The 23150-nt window shown below is 56.6% G+C and carries 20 protein-coding genes; 11 read left to right on the top strand and 9 right to left on the bottom strand.

Translation table 11 applies throughout. The features are described from left to right. Positions 1-16: 16 nt before the first annotated feature. The 6 genes from CA948_RS00730 to ilvB form a co-directional block, all read right to left on the bottom strand. Positions 17-1189: a Fic family protein gene (locus CA948_RS00730; RefSeq protein WP_094195231.1), complete on the bottom strand. Its 1173-nt coding sequence runs from the start codon at positions 1187-1189 to the stop codon at positions 17-19. 237 nt (positions 1190-1426) lie between these two features. Continuing rightward, entirely contained in the window at positions 1427-1861 is a 435-nt protein-coding gene (locus CA948_RS00725; protein ID WP_108727061.1) for a CopD family copper resistance protein, read from the bottom strand. A gap of 29 nt (positions 1862-1890) precedes the next feature. Further along, entirely contained in the window at positions 1891-3144 is a 1254-nt protein-coding gene (locus CA948_RS00720; protein WP_420866732.1) for a TRAP transporter large permease, read from the bottom strand. A gap of 94 nt (positions 3145-3238) precedes the next feature. Next, positions 3239-3736, bottom strand: a complete 498-nt coding sequence (locus tag CA948_RS00715) for a TRAP transporter small permease (protein ID WP_108727059.1) — start codon at positions 3734-3736, stop codon at positions 3239-3241. A 12-nt stretch (positions 3737-3748) separates the two neighbouring features. After that, positions 3749-4714: a TRAP transporter substrate-binding protein gene (locus CA948_RS00710; RefSeq protein ID WP_162496920.1), complete on the bottom strand. Its 966-nt coding sequence runs from the start codon at positions 4712-4714 to the stop codon at positions 3749-3751. A gap of 109 nt (positions 4715-4823) precedes the next feature. Next, complete coding sequence (ilvB, locus tag CA948_RS00705; protein ID WP_108727057.1) at positions 4824-6593, bottom strand: biosynthetic-type acetolactate synthase large subunit; 1770 nt, start codon at positions 6591-6593, stop codon at positions 4824-4826. Positions 6594-6649: 56 nt separating this feature from the next. Between ilvB and CA948_RS00700 the strand changes: the two genes are divergently transcribed. The 4 genes from CA948_RS00700 (at position 6650) to CA948_RS00685 (ending at position 10675) form a co-directional block, all read left to right on the top strand. Further along, positions 6650-7453 (top strand): SET domain-containing protein, encoded by an 804-nt coding sequence (locus tag CA948_RS00700; protein ID WP_108727056.1) that lies wholly within the window; start codon positions 6650-6652, stop codon positions 7451-7453. Positions 7454-7784: 331 nt separating this feature from the next. After that, positions 7785-8306, top strand: a complete 522-nt coding sequence (locus CA948_RS00695; RefSeq protein ID WP_108727055.1) for a TRAP transporter small permease — start codon at positions 7785-7787, stop codon at positions 8304-8306. Beyond that, positions 8303-9604, top strand: coding sequence for a TRAP transporter large permease (locus CA948_RS00690; RefSeq protein WP_094195223.1), 1302 nt, complete (start codon positions 8303-8305; stop codon positions 9602-9604). Before CA948_RS00695 ends, CA948_RS00690 begins: the two co-directional genes overlap by 4 nt. 45 nt (positions 9605-9649) lie before the next feature. Continuing rightward, entirely contained in the window at positions 9650-10675 is a 1026-nt protein-coding gene (locus CA948_RS00685) for a DctP family TRAP transporter solute-binding subunit (protein ID WP_108727054.1), read from the top strand. 228 nt (positions 10676-10903) lie between these two features. On the opposite strand, the gene CA948_RS00680 is transcribed toward CA948_RS00685, so the two are convergent. After that, positions 10904-12406 (bottom strand): AMP nucleosidase, encoded by a 1503-nt coding sequence (locus CA948_RS00680; protein ID WP_108727053.1) that lies wholly within the window; start codon positions 12404-12406, stop codon positions 10904-10906. A gap of 999 nt (positions 12407-13405) precedes the next feature. Here CA948_RS00680 and CA948_RS00670 point away from each other — a divergent pair. The 4 genes from CA948_RS00670 to modD all read left to right on the top strand — a co-directional run bounded on the left by CA948_RS00670 (position 13406) and on the right by modD (position 18126). Beyond that, a complete protein-coding gene (locus CA948_RS00670; RefSeq protein ID WP_108727051.1) occupies positions 13406-15571 on the top strand; it encodes a malate synthase G in 2166 nt (721 codons plus the stop codon). Between the two features lie 280 nt (positions 15572-15851). Then, positions 15852-16562: a molybdate ABC transporter substrate-binding protein gene (gene modA / locus CA948_RS00665; RefSeq protein WP_108727050.1), complete on the top strand. Its 711-nt coding sequence runs from the start codon at positions 15852-15854 to the stop codon at positions 16560-16562. Next, entirely contained in the window at positions 16562-17227 is a 666-nt protein-coding gene (gene modB / locus CA948_RS00660; protein WP_203226729.1) for a molybdate ABC transporter permease subunit, read from the top strand. The genes modA and modB overlap by 1 nt, the downstream gene beginning before the upstream one ends. Beyond that, a complete protein-coding gene (gene modD / locus CA948_RS00655; RefSeq protein WP_108727049.1) occupies positions 17224-18126 on the top strand; it encodes a ModD protein in 903 nt (300 codons plus the stop codon). The genes modB and modD overlap by 4 nt, the downstream gene beginning before the upstream one ends. A gap of 262 nt (positions 18127-18388) precedes the next feature. On the opposite strand, the gene CA948_RS00650 is transcribed toward modD, so the two are convergent. Continuing rightward, on the bottom strand, positions 18389-19282 hold the full coding sequence (locus CA948_RS00650) for a LysR family transcriptional regulator (protein ID WP_108727048.1): 894 nt from the start codon (positions 19280-19282) through the stop codon (positions 18389-18391). Positions 19283-19371: 89 nt separating this feature from the next. Between CA948_RS00650 and CA948_RS00645 the strand changes: the two genes are divergently transcribed. Both CA948_RS00645 and CA948_RS00640 read left to right on the top strand, forming a co-directional pair. Beyond that, the gene (locus CA948_RS00645) at positions 19372-20118 is read left to right on the top strand and encodes a sulfite exporter TauE/SafE family protein (protein WP_108728664.1); all 747 of its coding nucleotides are present in this window, start codon (positions 19372-19374) and stop codon (positions 20116-20118) included. Between the two features lie 243 nt (positions 20119-20361). Continuing rightward, a complete protein-coding gene (locus tag CA948_RS00640; protein WP_108727047.1) occupies positions 20362-21369 on the top strand; it encodes an AraC family transcriptional regulator in 1008 nt (335 codons plus the stop codon). On the opposite strand, the gene CA948_RS00635 is transcribed toward CA948_RS00640, so the two are convergent. After that, a complete protein-coding gene (locus tag CA948_RS00635) occupies positions 21366-21878 on the bottom strand; it encodes a 2,4'-dihydroxyacetophenone dioxygenase family protein (RefSeq protein ID WP_026483888.1) in 513 nt (170 codons plus the stop codon). The two genes, CA948_RS00640 and CA948_RS00635, sit on opposite strands and share 4 nt — an antisense overlap. Before the next feature lie 377 nt (positions 21879-22255). Between CA948_RS00635 and CA948_RS00630 the strand changes: the two genes are divergently transcribed. Then, positions 22256-23068 (top strand): alpha/beta fold hydrolase, encoded by an 813-nt coding sequence (locus CA948_RS00630; protein ID WP_159086091.1) that lies wholly within the window; start codon positions 22256-22258, stop codon positions 23066-23068. Positions 23069-23150: the final 82 nt, after the last annotated feature.

The following is a 23150-nucleotide window of genomic DNA, read 5'->3' as shown; positions in this document are numbered from 1 at the left end:
GACAAGATAGCGAGACTTAATCCGGCTTGGTTGCGGCTTCCGGATATAACTCCGGAAACAAGAACTGCAAGCTATCAAGTGGCAAGCCCCAACGCACTGGCCCAGATGCAGTATCACTGACAAGCAAGCCGCTTTTTAACAGCTTCGACATCAAGGAGCGTGCTGTACGCTCGCCTAAACCCGTCATCTGCGCAAACTCCATGCGCTTGAGAGGACCCGCTGCAAACAAATGATAGAGAGGCAAGATAGCCTCTTTACGCACCTCCTTGTCATGAGCGTGGCGAAATATGATGAGCGCCTCAATGCGTCGCTTCATATCATCCAAATCCAGCATACGTCCCATGAATTTCACTTGGTCTTGGCAAATACCAAGAAAGAACTCAATCCATTCATTCAAACCGGCAGTGCTCAAATTGCCTCTACCGTCCAAATCCCCACGGCGGGCCGAATCTGCATTATTCAAATGAACGTAATAGTCTTGCGTGGCACGGGCCAGCCCTCGACTGGGCGACCACAAGCCTTCGGATAAAGGCCAAAGAGCACAATGCGTCTGCAAGCGGGCAGAGCGGCCATTACCATCCAAAAAGGGGTGCACCCATGTGACACGGTGGTGCAAGCAGGCGACCAGAATAAGTCGTCGATCCCAAGAATGGCTTTGATCATAGACCTCGTCCATGCGCTTCATAAAACGGGGTAAAGATGTGGCGACCGGAGGAATGTGTCGGCCAACCTGCACCGTCTCCTCTCGAAGTTTGCCAGGAATAATGACTCGGCCATCTTCGGTAAGCCGGTCCTCCTGAGGCAGTTGCGAGTACAACTTCTCATGAGCGATCAGCAGAAACTCCGAGTTCATCGGAGACACTCCTTGATCAAGCAACTCCTCCAGATCTTTTTCCGCCTGGATATGCGCCAACGCGACGCGCTGTAGTCGAGCAACGTCTGGTTTATCTGAAAACTGCTTGTGTAAAGCATCCTCAATATGGATCGGATGAGTACTTTGTCCCTCAATCCGGTTCGAGTAGTACGAGTTCATGGATCGTACAAGCTCACGAATACTTTCACGCGCGCGCGGGTGAGCCACACCCGCCAAACGGCTTGCATCACGAGCAATATCGGCCGCTTTCTCGATCAAAGCCTGAGGTAAGCTCGCCGGAACAAGAGGGTCGAACTGATGAGGAGAATCATACATTTTTTGCCGCCTTAAATTCCGCTTGCGATCACATCTCAATATATTGATATTAATAGATTTTATATGAATTTTACATTAGTTAATATACGTATATTTGCCGCCTTTTTTTCCGGTCTTTATACCGGCCAGATTTACGGCTGTACATCAATATCAACATAGCAATAGCGCAGCATATGGAAACGCCAATAGAAAGCGGACAGTTGTCAGGTTTTGGCATAGACGACAACAGCCCGAACCTTAAAGCGGCCAGTAAAACAGCGCCTTTGCCAGCACCACAATCAATAAAACGTGCGCAAAAACACTAAGGTGAATAATCCGTGAGCGCCGCGCCGTCATGGTCTTGCGCCGGCTCATCACCATGACGGACAGGAAGTGTCCAAATACACTTAACGCCAAGGCGATTTTCAAGCCCAAAATCCAGGCACGGGCCCCACCCACCTCAAACAGGGCCCGATGCTGCCAGGCCAGACTCAAACCCGCACCGTAAAGCAATAACAAGACCCAAGGCATGATACGGCGCGCCCGTCGCCCCAAGGCATGCTCGAACTCCCGCATCGATGGCCGGGAGACATGGCGCGCCAGAGGCGACAACATCAGCACCTCGAAAAACACCGTGCCGACGAAAAAAATCGCAGCCAAAAGATGGATCAACAGCAGGAGAAAGTAGCTCATGAACAGTGCTCAGAAAAGCAGACAATTCATCAACGGTACACCAGGTCTCGTGCCAACAAACTGACTTCTGGCACATAGCTGATCAGCATCAAGCAGGCCAGGATGACGACTACAAAAGGCAGTAGGGGACGTATCAGTTTTTCCAAGGAAATCCCAGCCACCGAGCAGGCGGCAAACAAGTTCACGCCAAAGGGCGGCGTTATCATTCCCAATGCCAGATTGACCACCATGATGATGCCAAAATGCGCCGGATCAATGCCAAACTGCACAGCCACCGGCAACAAGAGCGGAGCCAGAACCACGATTGAGGCCGAGGTCTCGACAAACATGCCTACCACGAACAAGGCGGCATTTATCCCCATCAAAAACAGCACGGGGCTACTAAACAACTCTCCCAACCATGTGCCCAAAGCGGCTGGAATGCCAGTGCGATTGAGCAAAAAACCAAATACACCGGCATTGGCAATGATGAACATAATGACCGCCGTGGACACCACGGAACGATGCAGCACCTTGGACAAATCGCTCCACTTAACGCTGCGATAGATCACCATGCTGACGATCAAGGCATAGACTACCGCCACAGCCGAAGCCTCAGTCGGCGTGAAAATACCCCCGTAGATCCCACCAAGAATGATGACCGGCATCAGCAAGGCCAGCCACGCCTGACGAAAGGCCGTCCAGACGCCCAAACGACCCACTCCATCTTGTAGGCCCAGTCCATGACGGCGCGCATACAGCCACACGTAAAGCATCAAGACACCACCGATCAACAAGCCAGGACCAATCCCCGCGACAAACAGTTCGCCCACCGACGTATCCGTTGAGACGGCAAACAGAATCATGGGAATGGAAGGAGGAATAATCACTCCCAGCTCCGCCGCAGATGCCTGCAAGGACGCCGCAAACGGCGCCGGATAGCCGTGCCGGACCATGGCAGGAATCAGAATCGCTCCCACCGCAAAGGTGGTTGCCACACTGGAACCGGCTACAGCAGCAAAAATCATACAGGTCAGCACACAACTGCAGGCCAAGCCACCTTGCACACCACCGACCAGGCTTTTGGCAAACTCCACCATGCGGTTGGACATGCCGCTCGATTCCATCAAGTTGCCCGCCAGGATGAAGAAAGGCACGGCCACCAAAGGGTACTTATCCAGGGCCGCATACAACTGCTGGGCGATCACCAGAAACGTCATGCGCCCCTCCCACGCCACCCCCGCCATATTGGCCAGCCCCACGGCAATCGCCACGGGCACCGTCAATACAAAAAACAGCAGCATGGACACAAGCATGATCTGGGGCACGATACGTTCTCCGGTCTAAACAGATGCCTGCCTGGCATCCAACGTTCGGTGGTGCTTTAAGGACAAAGGGTCAAAGCTGCGTGTGATCCACCACAGCGGGTGCCGGTTTTTCCAGCCAACGGGCCAGCAGCCCTAGAATGGCCAGCACAGCACCAATCGGGATCGCGATATACACCCAGGAAATGGACCACTCCAGACTGGGCATGGTCTGAAATCGCACCCGCCAGGTCATTTGAATGCCGACCCAGGTCAGCAGGCCGAAAAAAGCCAGGCAAGTAAACAGCACGGCCACATCCAGCCAGTGCTGCGCCCGCTGCCCGACCCAAAGCCGCAGCACATCCACGCTTAGCATGGCGCCCTGCCGCAAGGCCAGACACAGCCCCAGCATGACCGTCCAGATCAGGGCGGCACGCGACCAGGCTTCGCTCCAGTCGGCAGGCGACTGGAGCACGAAACGGGCGATCACTTGATAGAACGCCGCCGCCACTGCCGAGAGCAGCAGCAACTGCGTCACCCAGGACACCAGACGAAACAGGCCCTTATCCAGAACGGACAGCAGCGCTTTCATGATGAGCGCCGTTTACTGAGCCTGACGGATAGACTCGACCAATTCCTGGCCGAACTGTTTGTAGTACTGGGGATAGACTGGCTCTACCGCTTTGGCAAACGCTGCATGGTCAACCGCATTGACCTGCATGCCTTCGGCCTTGACGGCATCCGCGCCGGTTTTCTCGATGTCGTCCACGTAATCGCGCATGGCCTGGGCAGCCGTTACGCCGGCATCTTTCATCAACTGCTTGTCCTGATCGGACAGGCCGTCATACACCGCCGGAGACATCAGCACCAAGGCCGGGCCATACACGTGAGCCGTCAGCGACAAATACTTTTGCAGCTGCGGCAGCTTGGCAGACACAATCACAGACAAGGGGTTTTCCTGACCGTCGATGGTGCCCTGTTGCAGGGCGGTCGCCACTTCAGGCCAGGCCATGGGCGTAGCCAGAATGCCAATCTCGCGGAAAGCGGCAATGTGAATAGGGTTTTCTGTGGTGCGGATCTTCAAACCCTTGGCATCAGCTGGGGTAGTGACAGGACGCACATTATTGGTCAGGTGACGGAAACCTTGCTCACCCCAGGCCAGCGCCACAATCCCGCGCTTGGGAAATTCAGCCAGCATGTCCTGGCCGATCTTGCCATCAAGCACATGGCGGGCATGCTGCAAGTCGCGGAACAGAAAAGGGATATCGAACACGCCGGTCTTGGGCACAAAGTTCAGGGTTGCGCCGGTAGAGACAATGGCCAGATCAATCGTGCCCAGTTGCAAGCCTTCAATGACTTCGCGCTCGCCACCCAAGGCGCTGTTGGGAAAGGCCTCGATGGTGTAGTTGCCATCCTTTTCCAAGGCACTGGCAAAAGCCTTTGCGCCTGCTCCGTAGTGAGAGCTGGTGGACAAGGCGTAGGCCAACTTCAAGGAAGTCTGGGCCGTAGCCGCTCCCGCCGCCAGGCCCAAACCCAGCATCAAACCTGCGGCCAAAAGACGGTTCTTCATGTGTCGGTACATCATGCATGCCCCTCCTGTCTGAATGGATCTGTGTATTTAATGCGTAGTGCCCGGGCTGGGACATAGGGGTTTTTACGCCTGTGTCCCAGCCGACACCTTATTCTTCTACGTACCAGTTATCTTCGGACAACATGACCTGTTGATGGCCATAGCCCGCTGGCATCATAGGGAAACAGTTTTCCAGCGCCAGCACTTCCACGTTCAGAAAGAACGGGCCGTCATGAGCCAGACAGCGCTCCAGCGCGGCATCCAGTTGATCGGGATGCTCCACGCGCTCGGCTTCCCAACCAAAAGCGCGAGACAGGGCCACAAAGTCGGGCATGGCTTCGTTATAGCTGTGGCTGTAACGGCCATCATGAATCAGCTCTTGCCACTGGCGCACCATGCCCATGTGGCGGTTATTGCACAGAATCACCTTGATGGGCGTGCGATGTTGTACGGCGCTGGCCAGTTCCTGAATATTCATCAGCACCGACGCGTCACCACTGACACACACCACCAGCTTGTCGGGATGCGCAATCTGCGCGCCAAACGCGGCGGGCACGCCATACCCCATGGTGCCCGCACCACCGGAGGTCAGCCAACGGCGAGGGCGATCAAACTTGATGTATTGTGCTGCCCACATCTGATGCTGGCCCACATCGGTGGACACGATGGCATCACGGCCTTCCAAATGTGCATCCAAGCGTTGCAGCAAATGCTGCGGCAAGATCGCATCACTGCGCGGGGTGACGTTCAAGCACTCTTGCGCACGCCACACGCCAATACGCTGCCACCAGTCGTTCAAGCGACCTTCGGGCAACTCGTGGTGCGACAGCTCTTTGCGCAAGGCTCGTAGCAGGGGATAACAATCGCCCACCAAGGCCACATCGGCGCGCACGACCTTGTCGATGGAACCGGGGTCGATATCAATATGAATCTTGCTGGCATGGGGGCAGAAGTCGGACAGGCGGCCGGTAATGCGATCATCGAAACGCGCACCCACACAGATGATCAGATCGGCATGGTGCATGGCCAGATTCGCTTCCAAGGTGCCGTGCATGCCCAGCATGCCGACAAACTGTTCGTCACGCGCAGGATAAGCGCCCAAACCCATCAAGGTCAGCGTGCAAGGTGCGCCAGTTTCCTGAACCAGGCTGGTGAAGGCATGGCTGGCATCGGCCCCGGAGTTGATCAAGCCACCACCGCCGTAAAATACGGGGCGACGAGCGTGGGCGATCATGGCAGCCGCGCGTTTGATCGCCGCTTCCTGAGCAGGGGCCGGAGCGGCAGGCGCCAACAGGCTGTCGGCCTCTTCCTGAACGGGTGATTCGCTGCTGGCAGCCGGCAGGGTAGCGATCTGAATATCTTTGGGAAAGTCCAGCAACACCGGGCCGGGGCGACCCTGGGTACACAGGCGCAAGGCTTTGGCTGTCAAGGAAGCCACATCTTCAATACGACGCACCTGGGCATTCCACTTGGTCACAGGGCGGGAAATGCCAATGGCATCGCACTCCTGGAACGCAGCAGTCCCAATTGCGGTGGTCGCTACTTGACCACTAATGCACAGGACAGGAATAGAATCACACAAGGCATCGAGCAAACCGGAGGTGGTATTGGCCATACCGGGCCCCGATGTCACCAGCACCACGCCAGGTTTACCGGTGCTACGGGCGTAGCCTTCGGCCGCGTGTACGGCAGCTTGCTCGTGACGGACCAGAATATGACGAATTCGCGGTTGAGCATGAAGCGCATCATAGAGCGGTAACACCGCTCCGCCAGGATAACCAAAAATGGTATCCACACCCTGAGCGATCAAGGTTTCGAGCAAGATTTGCGCGCCGTTATGGGCGGTCGTTTCAAGTGACATGGTTGCGTAGCCCTGCATGTTTTGTAAGATAGAGATCGCCGTCCAGTTTATCCCCTTTTACAGGCTGATTCCCCATGGTCACTCAACGCCAACCCTGGCATGTCGTCAAACCGTCCAAACTGCATGGCAATGGCGTTTTTGCGCTGCGCGATATTCCTGCCGGAACGCGCATTCTGCAATACGCGGGCAAGCGGCTGACACCCGAACAGGCCGATGCCCTGTTCCCGGTCAATCCCGACGAGCCCTTTCACACTTTTTTCTTTGCATTGAGCAACGGCAAAATTGTGGACGGTGGCCAAAGGGGCAACGACTCGCGCTGGATCAACCACTCTTGCGCACCCAACTGTGAAGGTCACGAGAACGCAGACGGCTCACGCGTGTTCATTGTGGCCATGCGCGATATCCCTGCCGGGCAAGAGCTTCTGTATGACTACTCGCTGGTCATCGACGATGAAATTACCGAAGAGCTCAAGCAGAACTATCGCTGTCTGTGTGGCGCAGCCCAATGCCGTGGCACCATGATTGCCCTGCAATCAGATCGCTCCCAGGCTGTGGCAGACGAGCTGCGTGACGTGGCCGCCGAGTTGGATGCAGAAATGGAGCAAGCCCGCAAAGCCCCTGTCTCGGTCAAGCAAAAAACGGCTGATCTGCAAGCCGCCGCCCCTAAACAGGGAGTGGAAAAGGACGAGCCCGATCAGGATAAAGACGACGACACGGACGACGATACAGAGTCTTCAGGGCACAAAGATAAAAAAGACAAAAAGAGCAAAAAGAAGAAAAAAGACAAAGCCAAACACAAGAATAAAAATAAAGACAAAAAATCGTCCAAAAAGGACAAAGAAGGCAAAAAGGGAAAAAAGGACCGTAAAAAAGAGTAAGCTGTCCCCCAGCTTGCATTAGCCCAGGCTGCCTCACCGGCAGCCTGCACCCTTGCTAATCGCCCCGCACAGCAGGCCCGGCCACACCCCTGCCGGGCTCTCTCAGAGCGCCACACACAGGCCCATCTGTCGTGCCGGGCCAGGTTTTACACCTCCTCAGCTAGGCGAAGCACCAACCCCGTACCGCGTGTGCCCTCGCCCTCGATTCCTATCGTCTCCCCTCAGGGCCAGCAATGGCCCGTCAGTGCTCGTGCACCGGGGGAAATTACTCACTGCCAGCCCCGTCTTTGACCGCTAGCATGTAGCTTTATTGCCCAATCCGACCGATCTCATGGATTCAAGTTCTACAGATACACCCTCCCATCACGCTGCCACGCCGACCCAATCAGGCCTGCGTATTCCTTTGCAAATAGAGGACTGGGCATCGGTCCTGATTATGGCGGCCTTGGCCTTAATTACGTTCGCCAACGTGTTTGTCCGCTATCTGACCAATAGCTCCTTTGCCTGGACCGAGGAAATTTCCATCTTCTTGCTGGTGGTCCTGACCATGAATGCAGGTGCCAGTGCCTGTGTGCGCCACTTGCATATTCGCATTGAAGTCTTTGCCGATGCAGGTACACAGCATCGGCAACGTCGCCTGGCCTTGTTGAGCATTGGCATGAGCCTGTTGTTCTTTATTGGCATGGCCATTCTGTCGGGCCGCATGGCCTTAGATGAACTCCAGTGGGGCGATACCTCTCCCTCCATTGGCGTGCCCACCTGGTGGTACAGCATGTGGCTGCCCATCCTGTCCACAACCCTGAGTCTGCGTTTACTGGGCATGTGGGTCCGTCGTTGGCAGGCCAAACCATGATTGCAAGCTTGCTGTTCATCATCTTTATCGGTTTGATGCTGGTGGGCGTACCCGTTGGCGTATCGCTAGGCATAGGCGGTACGTTTGCCATCCTGATGTCGAACCTGGACACGCACTGGTTTGGCCTGATGGCGGTACCGCAAAGTTTTTACGCCGGCCTGGCCAAATACCCCTTGCTGGCCATCCCCATGTTTGTGCTGGTGGGCTCCATTTTTGACCGCTCAGGCGTTGCCAGCCGTCTGGTGAACTTTGCCGTGGCGCTGGTGGGGCGTGGGCCGGGCATGCTGCCCGTCGTCGCCATTGGTGTGGCCATGTTCCTGGGCGGTATTTCCGGTTCCGGCCCCGCCTGCGCCGCCGCCGTAGGTGCAGTCATGATCGGCGCGATGAAACGCGCGGGCTATCCAGGCCCCTTTGCCGCCAGTATTGTGGGCGCGGGTGCTGCCACTGACATTCTGATTCCACCGTCTATTGCGTTCATTATCTACTCGGTGCTGGTGCCGGAAGCCTCGGTACCGGCCCTGTTTGCTGCCGGTATGTTTCCAGGCATGCTGGCAGGGATAGGCCTGATCATTCCAGCTATCTGGCTGTCACGTCGTCACAAGCTGGGATTGGCCGAAGCCGAACTGCCGCGCCCGCCATTCTGGCGTAGTTTGCGAGAAGCCGCCTGGGGCCTGATTGCGCCGGTCATTATTCTGGGCGGTATGCGCCTGGGTCTGTTCACCCCCACTGAAGCGGCTGTGGTGGCCGTGTTCTACGGCTTGTTTGTGGGTATGGTCATCCATCGCACCATCCAGTTCCGCGATCTGTTTTTGATCCTGCGAGAAGCCGCCGAACTATCAGCCGTCATCATGATGGTCGTGGCATTGGCCGGTATTTTTGCCTGGGCCTTATCCACCCTGAGCATTATTGACCCCGTCACCAATGCCATCATCAATTCCGGTCTGGGCGAGTACGGCATTCTGGCATTGATGATTGTCATGCTGATTGTGCTGGGCATGTTCCTGGATGGCATTTCGATCTTCCTGATCTTTGTGCCGCTGTTCATGCCGATTGCCTACAACTTTGGCTGGCACCCCGTCTGGTTTGGGGTTCTGCTGACGTTGAATGTCGCCCTGGGCCAATTCACCCCACCCGTCGCCGTGAACCTGATGGTGGCCTGCCGTATCGCAGGCGTACCCATGGAAAGCACCCTGCGCTGGGTAGGCTGGTTGCTGCTGGGTATGGGCACCACCATGATGCTAGTGATCATAGAGCCCGAAATCGCCCTGTGGCTGCCACGCTACCTGGGTTTTAACTAAAACCACAAGACTGCAACACAACTCATAGAAAGGGAGACCTGACCCATGAAATTCCGTCACATTCTGGCCGCTCTGGCATGTACAGCCGCCACCCTGGCCGTGGTTCCGGCAACGCAAGCCGCCTACAAATCCGAATACAAGCTGTCCATCGTGGTGGGCACCTCCTTCCCTTGGGGCCAAGGTGCGGTGATCTGGTCCGACCTGGTGCGCGAACGCACCGATGGCCGCATCAATATCAAAATCTACCCGGGTACCTCGCTGGTGCAAGGCGACCAGACACGCGAGTTCACCGCCATTCGCCAAGGCATCATTGATATGGCCGTGGGTTCCACCATCAACTGGTCCCCCCAGATCAAACAACTGAACCTGTTCTCCCTGCCATTCCTTCAGCCCGATGCCAAAGCCACCGACGCCTTGATCCACGGCGAAGTGGGCAAGGATCTGTTTGGCTACATCGAGAAAGCCGGTGTGGTGCCTCTGGCCTGGGGTGAAAACGGTTTCCGTCAGCTCAGCAACTCCAAGCACGAAGTGACCAAGCCTGAGGATATGAAGGGTTTGAAACTACGTGTGGTGGGTTCGCCCTTGTACATGGACACCTTCAGTGCCCTGGGCGCCAACCCCACACAAATGAGCTGGGCTGACGCACAGCCAGCACTGGCCAATAAGGCCGTGGACGGCCAGGAAAACCCCCTGTCCATCTACGCCGGTGCCAAGCTGTACGACGTGCAGCAGCAATACCTGACCCTGTGGAACTACGTGTCGGATCCACTGGTGTTTGTGGTGAACCGCGATGTGTGGAAATCCTGGAGCGAAGAGGATCAGAAGATCGTGCGTGAAGCCGCTATGGAAGCTGGCAAACGTGAGATCGTCATTGCGCGCACCGGCATCACGGCTGAAGATCCGTCCCTGCTCAAAGAGATCGAAAGCCACGGTGTGAAAATCACCACCCTGACTCCTGAGCAGCATGCCGCCTTTGCCAAGGCAACCGAAGGTGTGGTCGAAAAATGGACCAAAACCATTGGTGAAGATCTGGTAAAGAAAGCGCGTGACGCCATTGCTGCCAGCCGCTAAATAACTGGGTTGGCAATACTAAAAGCCGGGCCTATTTCAGGCCCGGCTTTTTTTGTTCGACCAACGCGCTTAAGCAAAAAATTTCTAGCTTGCCGCCCGCAATACAAACCGGTAGACCGTTCGCCACTTGCCAGCATGACCCGTTGGCAAGCTGCTCAAGATGGTTTAGCGGCACTGCAAGTTTGCAACACGTCCAGGCTGGCAAACACTGACAGGCACTGCGATAGCTTATTGAAACGCCGTTTCCAGAAAGCTGCGCAACTTGCGTGAATGCAGCCTTTCCTTGGGCATCTCGCGCAGCAATTCCAGCGCCCGAATGCCGATGTGCAAATGCTGGCCAACCTGACGCGCATAGAACTCACTGGCCATACCCGGCAGTTTCAGCTCGCCATGCAAGGGCTTGTCCGACACGCACAGCAAGGTTCCATACGGTACGCGAAAGCGAAAGCCATTGGCAGCAATCGTGGCGGACTCCATATCCAGTGCAATCGCTCGCGACTGCGACAAACGTCGCACCGGCTCGTGGTGGTCACGCAATTCCCAATTACGGTTATCAATGGACGCCACCGTGCCCGTGCGCATGATGCGTTTCAGTTCCCAACCCGATAGCCCGGCCACCTCGGCCACGGCTTGCTCCAGAGCGACCTGGATTTCAGCCAAGGGAGGGATAGGCACCCAGGTGGGTAAATCTTCGTCCAACACGTGATCCTGACGCACATAGCCATGTGCCAGCACGTAATCACCCAAACGCTGGGTAGTACGCAACCCCGCGCAGTGGCCCAGCATCAGCCAGGCGGCAGGGCGCAAGACGGCAACGTGGTCCGTAATGGTCTTGGCATTGGACGGCCCCACACCGATATTGATCAGCGTGATGCCGGAGTGATCAGCCCGGCGCAAATGGTAAGAGGGCATCTGCGGCGCACGGGCCAGGGGCGAACCTGTTGTTGAAGCATTCGCGCCCGCCGGGGTGATGATATTGCCGGGTTCCACCAGATCGATATACCCCTGCTCGTCGGCCTGCAGCACTTCACGCGCCCACTGGCAGAACTCGTCCACATAGAACTGGTAATTGGTAAACAGTACAAAGTTCTGGAAGTACTCGGGCCGGGTGGCGCTGTAGTGCTGCAAACGATGCAAGGAGTAGTCGATACGCGGCGCGGTAAACGGGGCCAACGGCAAAGGTTCGTTATGCACACGCTCCCACGTGCCGTTGACAATGGCATCGTCCATATACGCCAGATCGGGCACGTCGAAGTGGTCACGCAAGGTGTCACCGGGGGACTCGGGCACAGTCGTCACGGTAGTTTGCACGCCATTGTTCAGGGCGAAATGCAATGGAATAGGCACGGATGACTCGCCCACTTCTACCTGCACACCATGATTGCGCAGCAGCAACTCCAACTGCTCCAGCAAGTAATCGTGATACAGGCCAGGGGCGGTAATGGTGGTCATGTACACACCAGGTTCAACCACGTGCCCGTAAGACAGACGGCTATCCACTTCCTGATAGGTATCGACGCGCAAGCGCACCGCAGGGTAGCAGGCTCTGAACCGCTGCCCGCGTGGAAAGCCACTTTCCAGGCACTGGGCAAAAGAATCACGCAAAAAAGCGGTATTGCGATCGTAGATATGGCGCAACTGCTCCAAAGCCTGGCCGGCGTCCTGATAAGCCTTGAACGGAATCAACTCAGGCGTGGACGTGATACGAGAAAAACCGCTGGGATCAGACATAACAAGTATTCCAAGGGGAAACAAAGACAAGCAGATCTGCAAGCATCATAAGCTGTTTATTGTCTGGCCTCCTACACGGCTCTATGACAAATTCAACTGCCTGATCCGCACGCTTATGTGCCAGCCAAACAAACATGCCTGGCCGTCTGCCGCTTTCGCAGACCACCACCACCCGAGGCAGAAGCCCGGCTATCGTTTTCGCCTACACCTACAGCCATCCCCCATCTACCTTTGAAATGGCTCGGTCAGCCCACAGCGTCTTGCCGTATCCGCGCAGGATGGCCAAGGCAGCACCCAACCCAAAGCAAATGTCGTCACTGGTTTTTGACTGAATCACAAGCCCTCCTGTCCACACAATGGACGCGACTCTCTGTGGTTTTCAGACGGAATTCACTCACGGTCCCTATTTGGATCAGCGCCTTTGCCCCGGTTTTGGGCACATTTCACTTTTCACCGATTCGGCCAAGGACACCCTGACGTACGCCTGCCCCCTAGAACCCGCTTTGATGTCAAAGGCCCTATACAAGCGGCTTGGCAGGCATTTCAAGTATTTCAAGCAGTACTCGATGTGGCGGCTTATGATGACAAGGGAAAGTCAGCTACGTCTTCTACCTCATATATAAGACTTGCCCAAAACCAGTAAATACATTAAGTATGTAGTCTTAATACTTTTAGTATTAAATCCAGCTTGCGTCAGTCCTTCATAATTTAAGTTATCCAACCTGGCAGTGTGCTCGGCATGCGTGTGAGACATAGCTCGTCATCGCGCAAATTAGCTTGTATTTAGGCTAATTTACAATGGGTTAGCGTATTTTAATGATTTTCGCTTCAAGCAATCTGCTCGCCCTCTGATGTCATTTGTGTCCTGGCGCCGCGTGGGTCTATCCACCCGCGATTTCAGCAAGTTCTGAATGCGCTCTTGACCAGGTAATCGCAGTTAGCAAGGCCGTTTGGCCTGCCGCTGTACCGAATCACTTTTAACTATCAGCAAGGGTACACATGACCACTCGAATCTCCTGCCAGCGATTGCAAGTCGCCGAGGTGCTTCATCAGTTCATCGAACAAGAAGCCCTGCCCGGCACAGGTATCTCCTCCGAAGCCTTCTGGACTGGTTTCGATAAGCTGGTCCATGATCTGGCACCTAAAAACCGCGCCTTGCTGGCCGAACGCGACCGCTTGCAAGTCGAACTGGACAAGTGGCACACGGCCAATCCAGGCCCCATCACCGATATGCCTGCCTACAAGAGCTTCCTGAGCTCCATCGGCTATCTGAAAGAGGCGCCTGCCAACGTCAAGGTCAACACCACCAACGTCGACACTGAAATCACCGAACAAGGTGGCCCTCAGTTGGTTGTGCCCATCATGAACGCACGTTACGCGCTGAACGCCGTAAACGCACGTTGGGGCAGCCTGTACGACGCTCTGTACGGCACCAACGCCATCCCTGACACCGACGGTGCCCAGCGTGGCGGTGGCTACAACGCCGTGCGCGGTGCCAAGGTTATCGCCTTTGGCCGCCAGTTCCTGAACGACACTATTCCTCTGGCTCAAGGCAGCCACGACCAGGCTACCTCCTACACCATCGCTGACGGCGCTGTGCGCGTCACCCTGGAAAACGGCGGCACCACCGGCCTGAAAGATGCATCGACCCTGCTGGGTTACCGTGGTCAGCCCGATGCGCCTGAAGCCATCGTGTTCCTGCACAACGGCCTGCACTTTGAACTGCAGATCGACCCCACCAGTGCCATCGGCAAGACCGACCCGGCTGGCGTGAAAGACATCGTTCTGGAAGCCGCGCTGACCACCATCATGGACTGCGAAGACTCCGTGGCTGCCGTGGACGCCGACGACAAGGTTCTGGCCTACCGCAACTGGCTGGGTCTGGTGACCGGCTCGCTGACCGAAGAAATCAAGAAAGACGGCAAGGTTTTCACCCGCCGCCTGGCTGATGATCGCCAGTACACCGACCTGAAGGGCGCTACCCAGACTCTGGCTGGCCGCTCGCTGATGTTCGTGCGTAACGTCGGTCACCTGATGAGCAACCCCGCCATCATTGACGGCGAAGGTCGCGAAATTCCTGAAGGCATTCTGGACGCCGTGATCACCACCCTGATCGGCATGCGTGATCTGCAACTGAAGAAAAACTCGCGCAGCGGCTCGCTGTACATCGTCAAACCCAAAATGCACGGCCCTGACGAAGTGGCCTTTGCCAGCGAAATTTTTGACCGTGTGGAAGGCCTGCTGGGTCTGGCTCCCAACACCGTCAAACTGGGCATCATGGACGAAGAGCGCCGCACCAGCGTGAACCTGAAGGCCGCCATTGCCCAGGCCACCGAGCGCGTGGTGTTCATCAACACAGGCTTTCTGGACCGTACTGGCGACGAAATCCACACGTGCATGCAAGCGGGCGCCGTGGTGCGCAAGGCCGACATGAAACAAGCCGAATGGCAGCCTGCCTATGAACGCAACAACGTTCAGATCGGCCTGCAGTGCGGTCTGCGCGGTCGCGCCCAGATCGGTAAAGGCATGTGGGCCATGCCTGACCTGATGGCAGAAATGCTGGAGCAAAAAATTGGCCACGTGAAAGCGGGTGGCAACACCGCCTGGGTGCCATCGCCTACTGCTGCCACGCTACACGCCTTGCACTACCACCAAGTCAACGTGGTCGACGTCCAGAAAGGTCTGGAAAGCGACACCAACGACTACCTGGACAGCATCCTGACCATTCCTGTGGCCACGGACACCAACTGGTCCGCCAAGGAAATCCAGGAAGAGCTGGACAACAACGCTCAGGGCATTCTGGGTTACGTCGTGCGCTGGATTGACCAGGGCGTGGGTTGCTCCAAAGTGCCTGACATCCACAACGTCGGCCTGATGGAAGACCGCGCTACCCTGCGTATCTCCAGCCAGCACATCGCCAACTGGCTGCTGCACGGCATCGTCACCCACGAACAAGTGGTTGAAACCCTGCAGCGCATGGCGGCTGTGGTAGACCAGCAAAACGCGGGCGACCCCGCCTACCAGAACATGGCCGGCAACTTTGAAGGCTCCTTTGCCTTCCGCGCCGCTCAGGATCTGGTTCTGAAGGGTCTGGAACAGCCTAACGGCTACACCGAGCCCTTGCTGCACCAATGGCGTCTGGCATTCAAAGCCGCTCAAGCCTAAAGCACACGATGTCGCCCGGAGCCTGACTCCGGGTGGCGGGTGCCCCCAATCCCCATCCTGCATCAGCAGGATGGGGATTTTTTCGTTTAAGGGTATGCCTTTGCTGAGCTTTCCTGTTTGATCGCGACTTGCCCCTCCCCAAAACACCCAAACACGCTGTCGAACCACAACACCTGCAACCGTTGTCAAACCCACGGCCTAAAAGCACCCCGGTAGTCCCTGTCCGTCCCTTCTCGTTATAAACTTGAACTCATAACGAATTTGATCGACAGGAAACCCCATGAAATCTTTGCTGTTCTCCGCCGCTTGCCTGCTGGCGATCTCCACCACGGCCCACGCTTCCGACCTGCTGATTGCCTCCGGCGCGGGCTACCGCAAGCCCGTCACCGAATTGATGGAAGCCTTCAATAAAGAAACCGGCCTGACGGTAGAGAGCAGCTTTGGCAATATGCAGCAGGTCCGCGCCCAGAGCGAGCAAAACCCGGACATTGCCGCCATCATTGGCGACCGCTTTTTTCTGGAACCCATGGGCATTGCCCAACAGTTCGTAAACATCAGTCAGGGTGCCCTGATGCTGGCCGTGCCCAAGGGCAAGACCATTGATTCCATCCAGGATCTGCAGCAGCCCAGCTACGCCCGCATCGCGATTGGCGATGCCAAGAAAACGGTTTACGGCCGTGCCGCCACCACCTGCATGGAACGCGAAAAAATCCAGGCCGATGGTCGCACCCTTGAAGTGGCCATGCTCCCGCAAGTATCGACTTACTTGCTGAACGGCGAAGTGGATGCCGGTTTCATCAACCGCAGCGAAGCGCTGGCCCACAAGGACAAACTAGGCACCATCCTACCCATGCCCGCCCACTGCCACGATCCGATTGATCTGAGTCTGGCCGTGCTCAAGAACCGCCCTGACAGTCCCACGCTGCAATCCTGGACCCAGTTCCTGGGCTCGGACAAGGCCAAGTCCATTCTTGAGCGCCACGGCCTGTGATGTCTGCCTGGATGAGCTGCTCCAGCAGCTCGCTGGGCCTGAGTGTCTATGTGCTGGCCGCCACCCTGGTGGCCCAATTGGTTCTGGGGGTAGCACTGGCCTGGGTCCTGGCCAGAAAACGCTTTCCGGGCCACGGATTACTCGATTCGCTGGTGAGCCTGCCGCTGGTTTTTCCACCGATTGTCATCGGTTATTTGCTGCTGCTTGCCTTGGGCAGACAGGGCTGGCTGGCCAGTGCCACCGGCTGGTCACCCAATATTGTTTTTCAGCCTGCGGCCTTGTTGATTGCCGCGTTTATCGCTGGGCTGCCTTTAATGGTCAAACCCGTGCAAAACAGCATGAACAGCCTGTCGCCACGGCTGCGTGAAGCAGCGGCCACGCTGGGCCACGGCACCTGGTCCTACTTCTTCCGGGTGGAGCTACCCTTGCTGCGGCCCGCCTTGGCCACAGGTCTGATTCTGTCGGGCGGCAGGGCGCTGGGCGAAGTCGGGATCTCGCTGATGTTGGGTGGCAATATCGCGGGCCGTACCGAAACCCTGTCTTTATCTATCTACAACGCCGTGCTCGATGGCGACACAGACTGCGCCAATGCACTGTCCTGGATGCTGGGGCTGACGGCATTAGCCTGTTTTTGGGCGCTACGGCGCTACGGGAATCAAAAATGACGGTTTTTTTTGAACAAAGCCAAATCGACCAATGGATTGGCGAAGATGCGTCCTACCTGGACCTGACCAGCCATATGCTGGGCCTGCACAAGCAGAACACCACACTGCGTTACGTCGTGCGTGACCCTATCCGCGTAGCAGGCACTGAAGAAGTGGCCGAGATTGTGCGCTCTTGCGGCGGCCAGACCCAGCACTACACCCCCAGCGGCGTGGCGGCTATGCCCGGTCAGACCATCTTGCTGGCCCAAGGCCCCGCCCAAGCCGTGCTGCGCGCCTGGAAAGTCGGCCAGAACCTGCTGGAGTTTGCCTGCGGTATCGCCACTCTGACACATCAAGTGGTGCAGGCCGTGCAAACGGTGGATGCCTCGGTAGCGGTGCTGACCACCCGCAAACACGCGCCTGGTGTGCGCAAGCTGGCCTTGAAAGCCACACTATCGGGCGGTGCCATGCCGCATCGGCTGGGCCTGGGTGAAACCATTTTGATCTTCCCGCAGCACCGCGCCCTGATGGGCGGTTGGGAAGAGGTAGGCCGTGCAATTGCCCGCCACAAATACGCCTTGTGCGAGAAAAAAATCGTAATTGAAGCAGCCGATCTGGACGAAGCCTATCGCGCGGCCCAGGCTGGCGCGGACGTGGTGCAGTTCGATAAAGTCCCGCCTGAAACTCTGACGCAAATCGTGCCTGCGCTGCGCAGGGCGCATCCTAACGTCACCATTCTGGCGGCAGGCGGGATTCATGCAGGTAACGCAGCCGCCTATGCCGCAACGGGCGTGAATGCCTTGGTGACCAGCAGCCTGCACTACGCGAAACCGGCCGATATTGGGGTGAAGATCAGCTTGGCGGAGCCAGCAGAATCGCAAGAGCCACTTGCAGCTAACAAGATGGAGGAGCTGGAATAAGAACGCCAGCAGCCCGCTATTTATCAGCATTGTCCGCTCGGGGGTTAAACGAAAGCCAGGAAGATAAGCTCCAGCATTAGAGCAAGTAATCAAACGACAGATTTACACAGCACCAGCGACAAAATAAACGGGCCGCTGAATCCCACAGAAGAATCCCACAAAAAATGCAGAAACCAGCACGAGGCCTACGCCTAACATCGGCCCACTGGCTGCTTGAAAAACACATAAGGCCAGCGAATAAGCTCCCGCAATAAGCGTGGACTCAGCAGGCCTTCGTCGACCCCAAATGCTGCAACAAACGCTGCATGGGTTTGGAGAGGGCATCCCAATCCTGATAGCACAGGCACAAGGAGCGATTGGCCCAGGGGTCACTCAAAGGCCGCGCTACAAAGCCATAACGGCGCTTGTAGCGGCTGGCCACCCCTTGCGGCACAATCCCCAGGCCCACACCGTGGGCCACCATCTGGCACAGCCCTTCAAAAGTTTTCATGCGGATACGCTGCGCCAAAGCATGGCCCGCAGCGCGAGCATGCTCGTCCAGATGGTCTTGCAAGGCATTACCGGGCATCAGGCCCACGAATGGCTCATGCAGAACCTCCTGCAAGCTCAATTTGCTGAGCGCCGCCAAGGGATGAGCCGCCGCCATTATCAGCACCAAATGATCCTTGGCGACCGGCTCCAGCACCAGCTCCGGTGCCTGCACCGCATCCGACACCACACCGGCCTGGGCCAAACCTGCCGCCACCGTACGCACAATGTCTGTGCTGGTGCGCTCTTTCAGTTCGATGTGCAGATTGGGCCGCTGCGCCAACCAGGGCGCCAGACGGGGCGGCAGAAAGTCGGTCAAGGCCGCCGTATTCGCATACAGGTGCAAGGTCCCCCGCGCGCCAAGGGCGAAATCCTGCAATTCGCCCTTTAGCAAATCATGCTGACGCAACATCAAACGGGCATGGTGGGCCAGGGCCTCACCCGCTTCGGTAGTGACGACTCCACGCGGCAGACGCTCCAGAAGGGCAACACCCGCGTCGTCCTCGATACGACGCAAACGCTCGCTGGCCGAAGCCAATGCCAGATTCGCGCGTACCGCCCCCTGTGTGATGCTGCCTGCCTCCACAATGCTCAAGAACAAGTGAAGATCTGCCAGACCCAGTCGCATGACCACTCCTGAAAACCCTTCGGATAAACCGAAGGATACCGTCTTAAATCCACATTGTGTACGCCTGCCTGCCACGCTTCAATACAGGCATGCATGAATCTCTCACTTTCTTTCTTCTGATCGGCGCCACCTTCCTGGTCGCGGGCATGGTCAAAGGCATTACCGGCATGGGCCTGCCTACGGTCGCCATGAGCTTGCTGGGTCTGGTGATGTCACCCGCCTCGGCCGCCGCCTTGCTGGTGTTGCCTTCTTTTATCACCAATGTCTGGCAATGCCTTGCCGGGCCGCCCATGCTGGCTTTGCTGCGCAGGCTCTGGCCCATGATGCTGACCATTGTGCTGGGCACGCTCTGGGGCTCGTCCTTGCTGGCCAATACCTCACCGCAGCTATCAGGTATGGCCTTGGGTATCGCGCTACTGGTTTATGCAGGCTATGCGCTTATCGCCCCCACCCTGACGGTGTCACCCCGCTTCGAGCCCTGGCTTGCACCCTTGATTGGCCTGGTGACGGGCGTCGTGACCGGCATTACCGGCGTTTTTGTGATGCCTGCCGTACCTTATTTACAGGCCCTGAATCTGAACAAGGATGAGCTGGTACAGGCCTTGGGGCTGTCCTTCACCATCTCCACCCTCGCGCTGGCAGGTGGCCTGTTCATGCACGATGTGTTCAAGCCAAATCAGCTGAGCCTGTCCACCGTAGTGATTGTTCCAGCTTTACTGGGCATGTGGCTGGGACAAAAAGTTCGCATGCGCATCAGCCCGCGACGCTTCAAGCAATGTCTGTTGCTGTTCCTGGCGGTATTGGGTCTGCAACTGATTATTCGTCCTTTTATTTAAGGTCAGCTCACGACATTGAAGACCTACGGTTCACTTCTTCAAGCCTCAACCACAACGCCAAAAACCAGGCTGATTCTTTTAAACCTAAATAAAATAACAACCATTCTATCCTTCTGTAAATAAAGAATATTCTGAAACCCACAAGCCCCGATCAGGGATAGCCCCCATGCCCGCCCAGCCGTGCAACTTTTACACTAGTCGCTGGTCACGCGCATCCTTATGCTCTGGAACAAGGGGTTCCCAATGTCGGCAGAAAATGGCTTGGATCTGTCGGTGTTGTACCGTCATCCAATCTTTCATTCACACAGCGCCGAGCTGTCCCATCAGCCACTGAGCCGGGCCATTTCCCGGCATGCTCTGCATTGGGGTCGCGGGCGCATCAACACCAGCCTGTACCGCCGCGATATTGATCAGATCAGCCTGATGCGGCTGGGCTACGGTGCCGAAGTGGAAATCCAGGCCGATGCCTTCGGCGACTTCTGTCTGGTGCAAATGCCCTTGCAAGGCACGGCCGAATTCATCAGTGATGGTCATCACAAATTAACAGCCTATCCCGGCGATATTGCGGTGGTATCCCCCCGCCATCATGTGCGCACCTTATGGCAAGCCGGTTGCGAGCAGTTAATCGTCAAAATCCCCTACAGCCTGTTTGATGGCGTGGGTCATCAGACGCTGACGCACGAGGGCATGACTCGGGGCTGTGTCTACAAGTTGGACCCCTGTATGGGCCCGCAATGGGCCAACCTCATCCAGCACCTGCTTCTGCTCCCGGCACAGCACAGCGACCGTTCAGCCTCCTGGACGCAGCATATTGAAAGCAGCCTGGCTTTATTCCTGCTCAGTCATCCCACCGATAAACAAGCTGTGCAGGCTCTGGTGGATGAGTCCATGGGAGCCGCAGCCCGGGCAGGGCAAATGCGACTGCTCCAGGCCAAAAACTATGTGCTGGCGCATTTGCACAGCAACATCTCACTGGATGATCTGGCGCAGGCAGCAGGTGTGAGTCCCCGCTTCCTGCATCTGCTGTGCCGTCGTCACTACAAGCAGTCACCCATGAGCTGGGTACGCAATCTGCGTCTGGACGCCGCGCATCAAGTGCTGCAAAGCCGACCCCGCCCCAATGTCACCGAGGTGGCACTGGCGCATGGCTTTGGGCATCTGGGCCGGTTTTCTGCCTACTATCAGCAACGCTTCCAGGAGCTGCCCCATCAAACGGGGCAGACACGGCACACAAGCCTCAAACAGTCTTAGATAAACATGGACTGGTTGATGGGCAGATTGTGCTTCTTACAGTAGCTGGTGTAGTGGTCGATCATCCAGAACACGTCGATGATTTCCAGAATGTTGTCGTTCTCGTCCAGGAACTCGATGGGCGTGCCCAGGTGGAACAGCGTTTCCATGCCTTCATCAGACACCAGCGTGTGGGTGCGGCCGGGGCTTTCGTGGATGTAATGGCCAGCGCGAGCCACCCAGTCGTACTCCTCGTAACGCAGGCTGCCGGACAAGATGTAGCCAGTCACCACAGCGCGATGACGGTGACGACCCAGGGAGCCACCCTTGTCGGCACGCATGATGTGTACCGAGGTGTTGTTGCGAATATCAAAGCTCAGGTGACGCAGCCAGATATTGGGGCCGAAAGGAATCCAGGGGGAGGTTTCTTCAGACGTATCGAAGTGACCTTCAACCAGAGCGTATTCGTCGCGGACCTTGTCGATGCGCTTTTCGATCTCGATGTAGGGTGGGGTGCTGTTTTGGGTCATGACTTGTCTCTCTCATAGAAATAAAACCGCTGCGTGTGTGACACAGTCGGATGCCAATCCCCCGGATTGGCTGGTTTTTATTCTATGAATCAATTTGGCGCCGAACTATCCAGCTCTGGCACAACACAGGGGCGGATTATCCAGTTTTGGCACTGCTTTTGTCCTTCACTGCCACCCAGCACAAAAAGTGGTGGCTATCCGAGAACCCGTACTCACATTCAACCCTATTGCTGCACATCGGCCCAGCCAGGCAGGAATATCCCTAACAGAGGCTATCCACCCGTTTGGTATACTATCTACAATTATGGTATATACCTCATGTTTCATCGAAACCAACTGAAAACAGCGAGAAAGGGCTCCTAAACATGCGAAACATAATGAAAAAAATAGATTTTCAGGATTTCAGTCTCGCCTATCTTCACCCCCCCACAAACGGCAACACCCCTATCATTTGTATACATGGCTCATGGGATGATCACCAAAGCTGGAACGGTGTTGCCAACAAGCTCTCTGACCATACACTTCTGCGCTACGATCGGCGCGGCCACAGCCGAAGCTCCGCTCCCAAAGGCCAGGGTCGCCTGAGCGAAGATGTCGCCGATGTCATCGCTCTTTTGGACCATCTGAACCTGCAAACAGCTCATGTCCTCGGACACTCTTATGGAGCGAATGTCTCCATTGTTCTGGCCAGCCGCCACCCGGAGCGGGTCAGTTCGATGATGTTGCTGGAACCCCCGGTTTTCAGCCTTTTACAAGACGAAAACGAGGCCCTCAGACTGGAAGCAAGCGACTTGATGAAACAAGCCGCCATGATGATAGAAAAGGGACAGGTCGAAGCAGGCGCAAAACTTTTTATCGAGAAAGTCGCCTTCGGAGACAAGGCCTGGCATGAAGTATTCGACTCGCAGGCCCGCGCCACCATCCTGTCCAATGCACACACGTGGCTCGATCAATTCCGGGACCCGGATCGCTTGGCGGTCAATGTCAGCGCCTTAGCCACGTTTGCCGGACAGACGACACTATTGACCGGCAGCGCGACCCTACCAACCTACGCAGCGGTCATTCAGAAAATATCGGAACGGGTGCCACGCGCCACGATTCGCACCGTCACAGGGGCGGGCCACGGCATGCATATTTCCCACCCTGAATTAGTGGCTGCCGCTGTAAAAGCCCATTTAGAAACCGTGTAAATGCACCTTTTCCCCAGGGCATGGTGACACCCACCATCCCCTGCTCCACGTTATGGCAGGAACACAGCCCCTGTTGTGCAAA

This window comes from Alcaligenes aquatilis, from assembly GCF_003076515.1.
GTDB lineage: Bacteria > Pseudomonadota > Gammaproteobacteria > Burkholderiales > Burkholderiaceae_B > Alcaligenes > Alcaligenes aquatilis.
The sequence above is the reverse complement of the archived record's forward strand: the minus strand, read 5'-3'. Positions and strand labels throughout refer to the sequence as shown.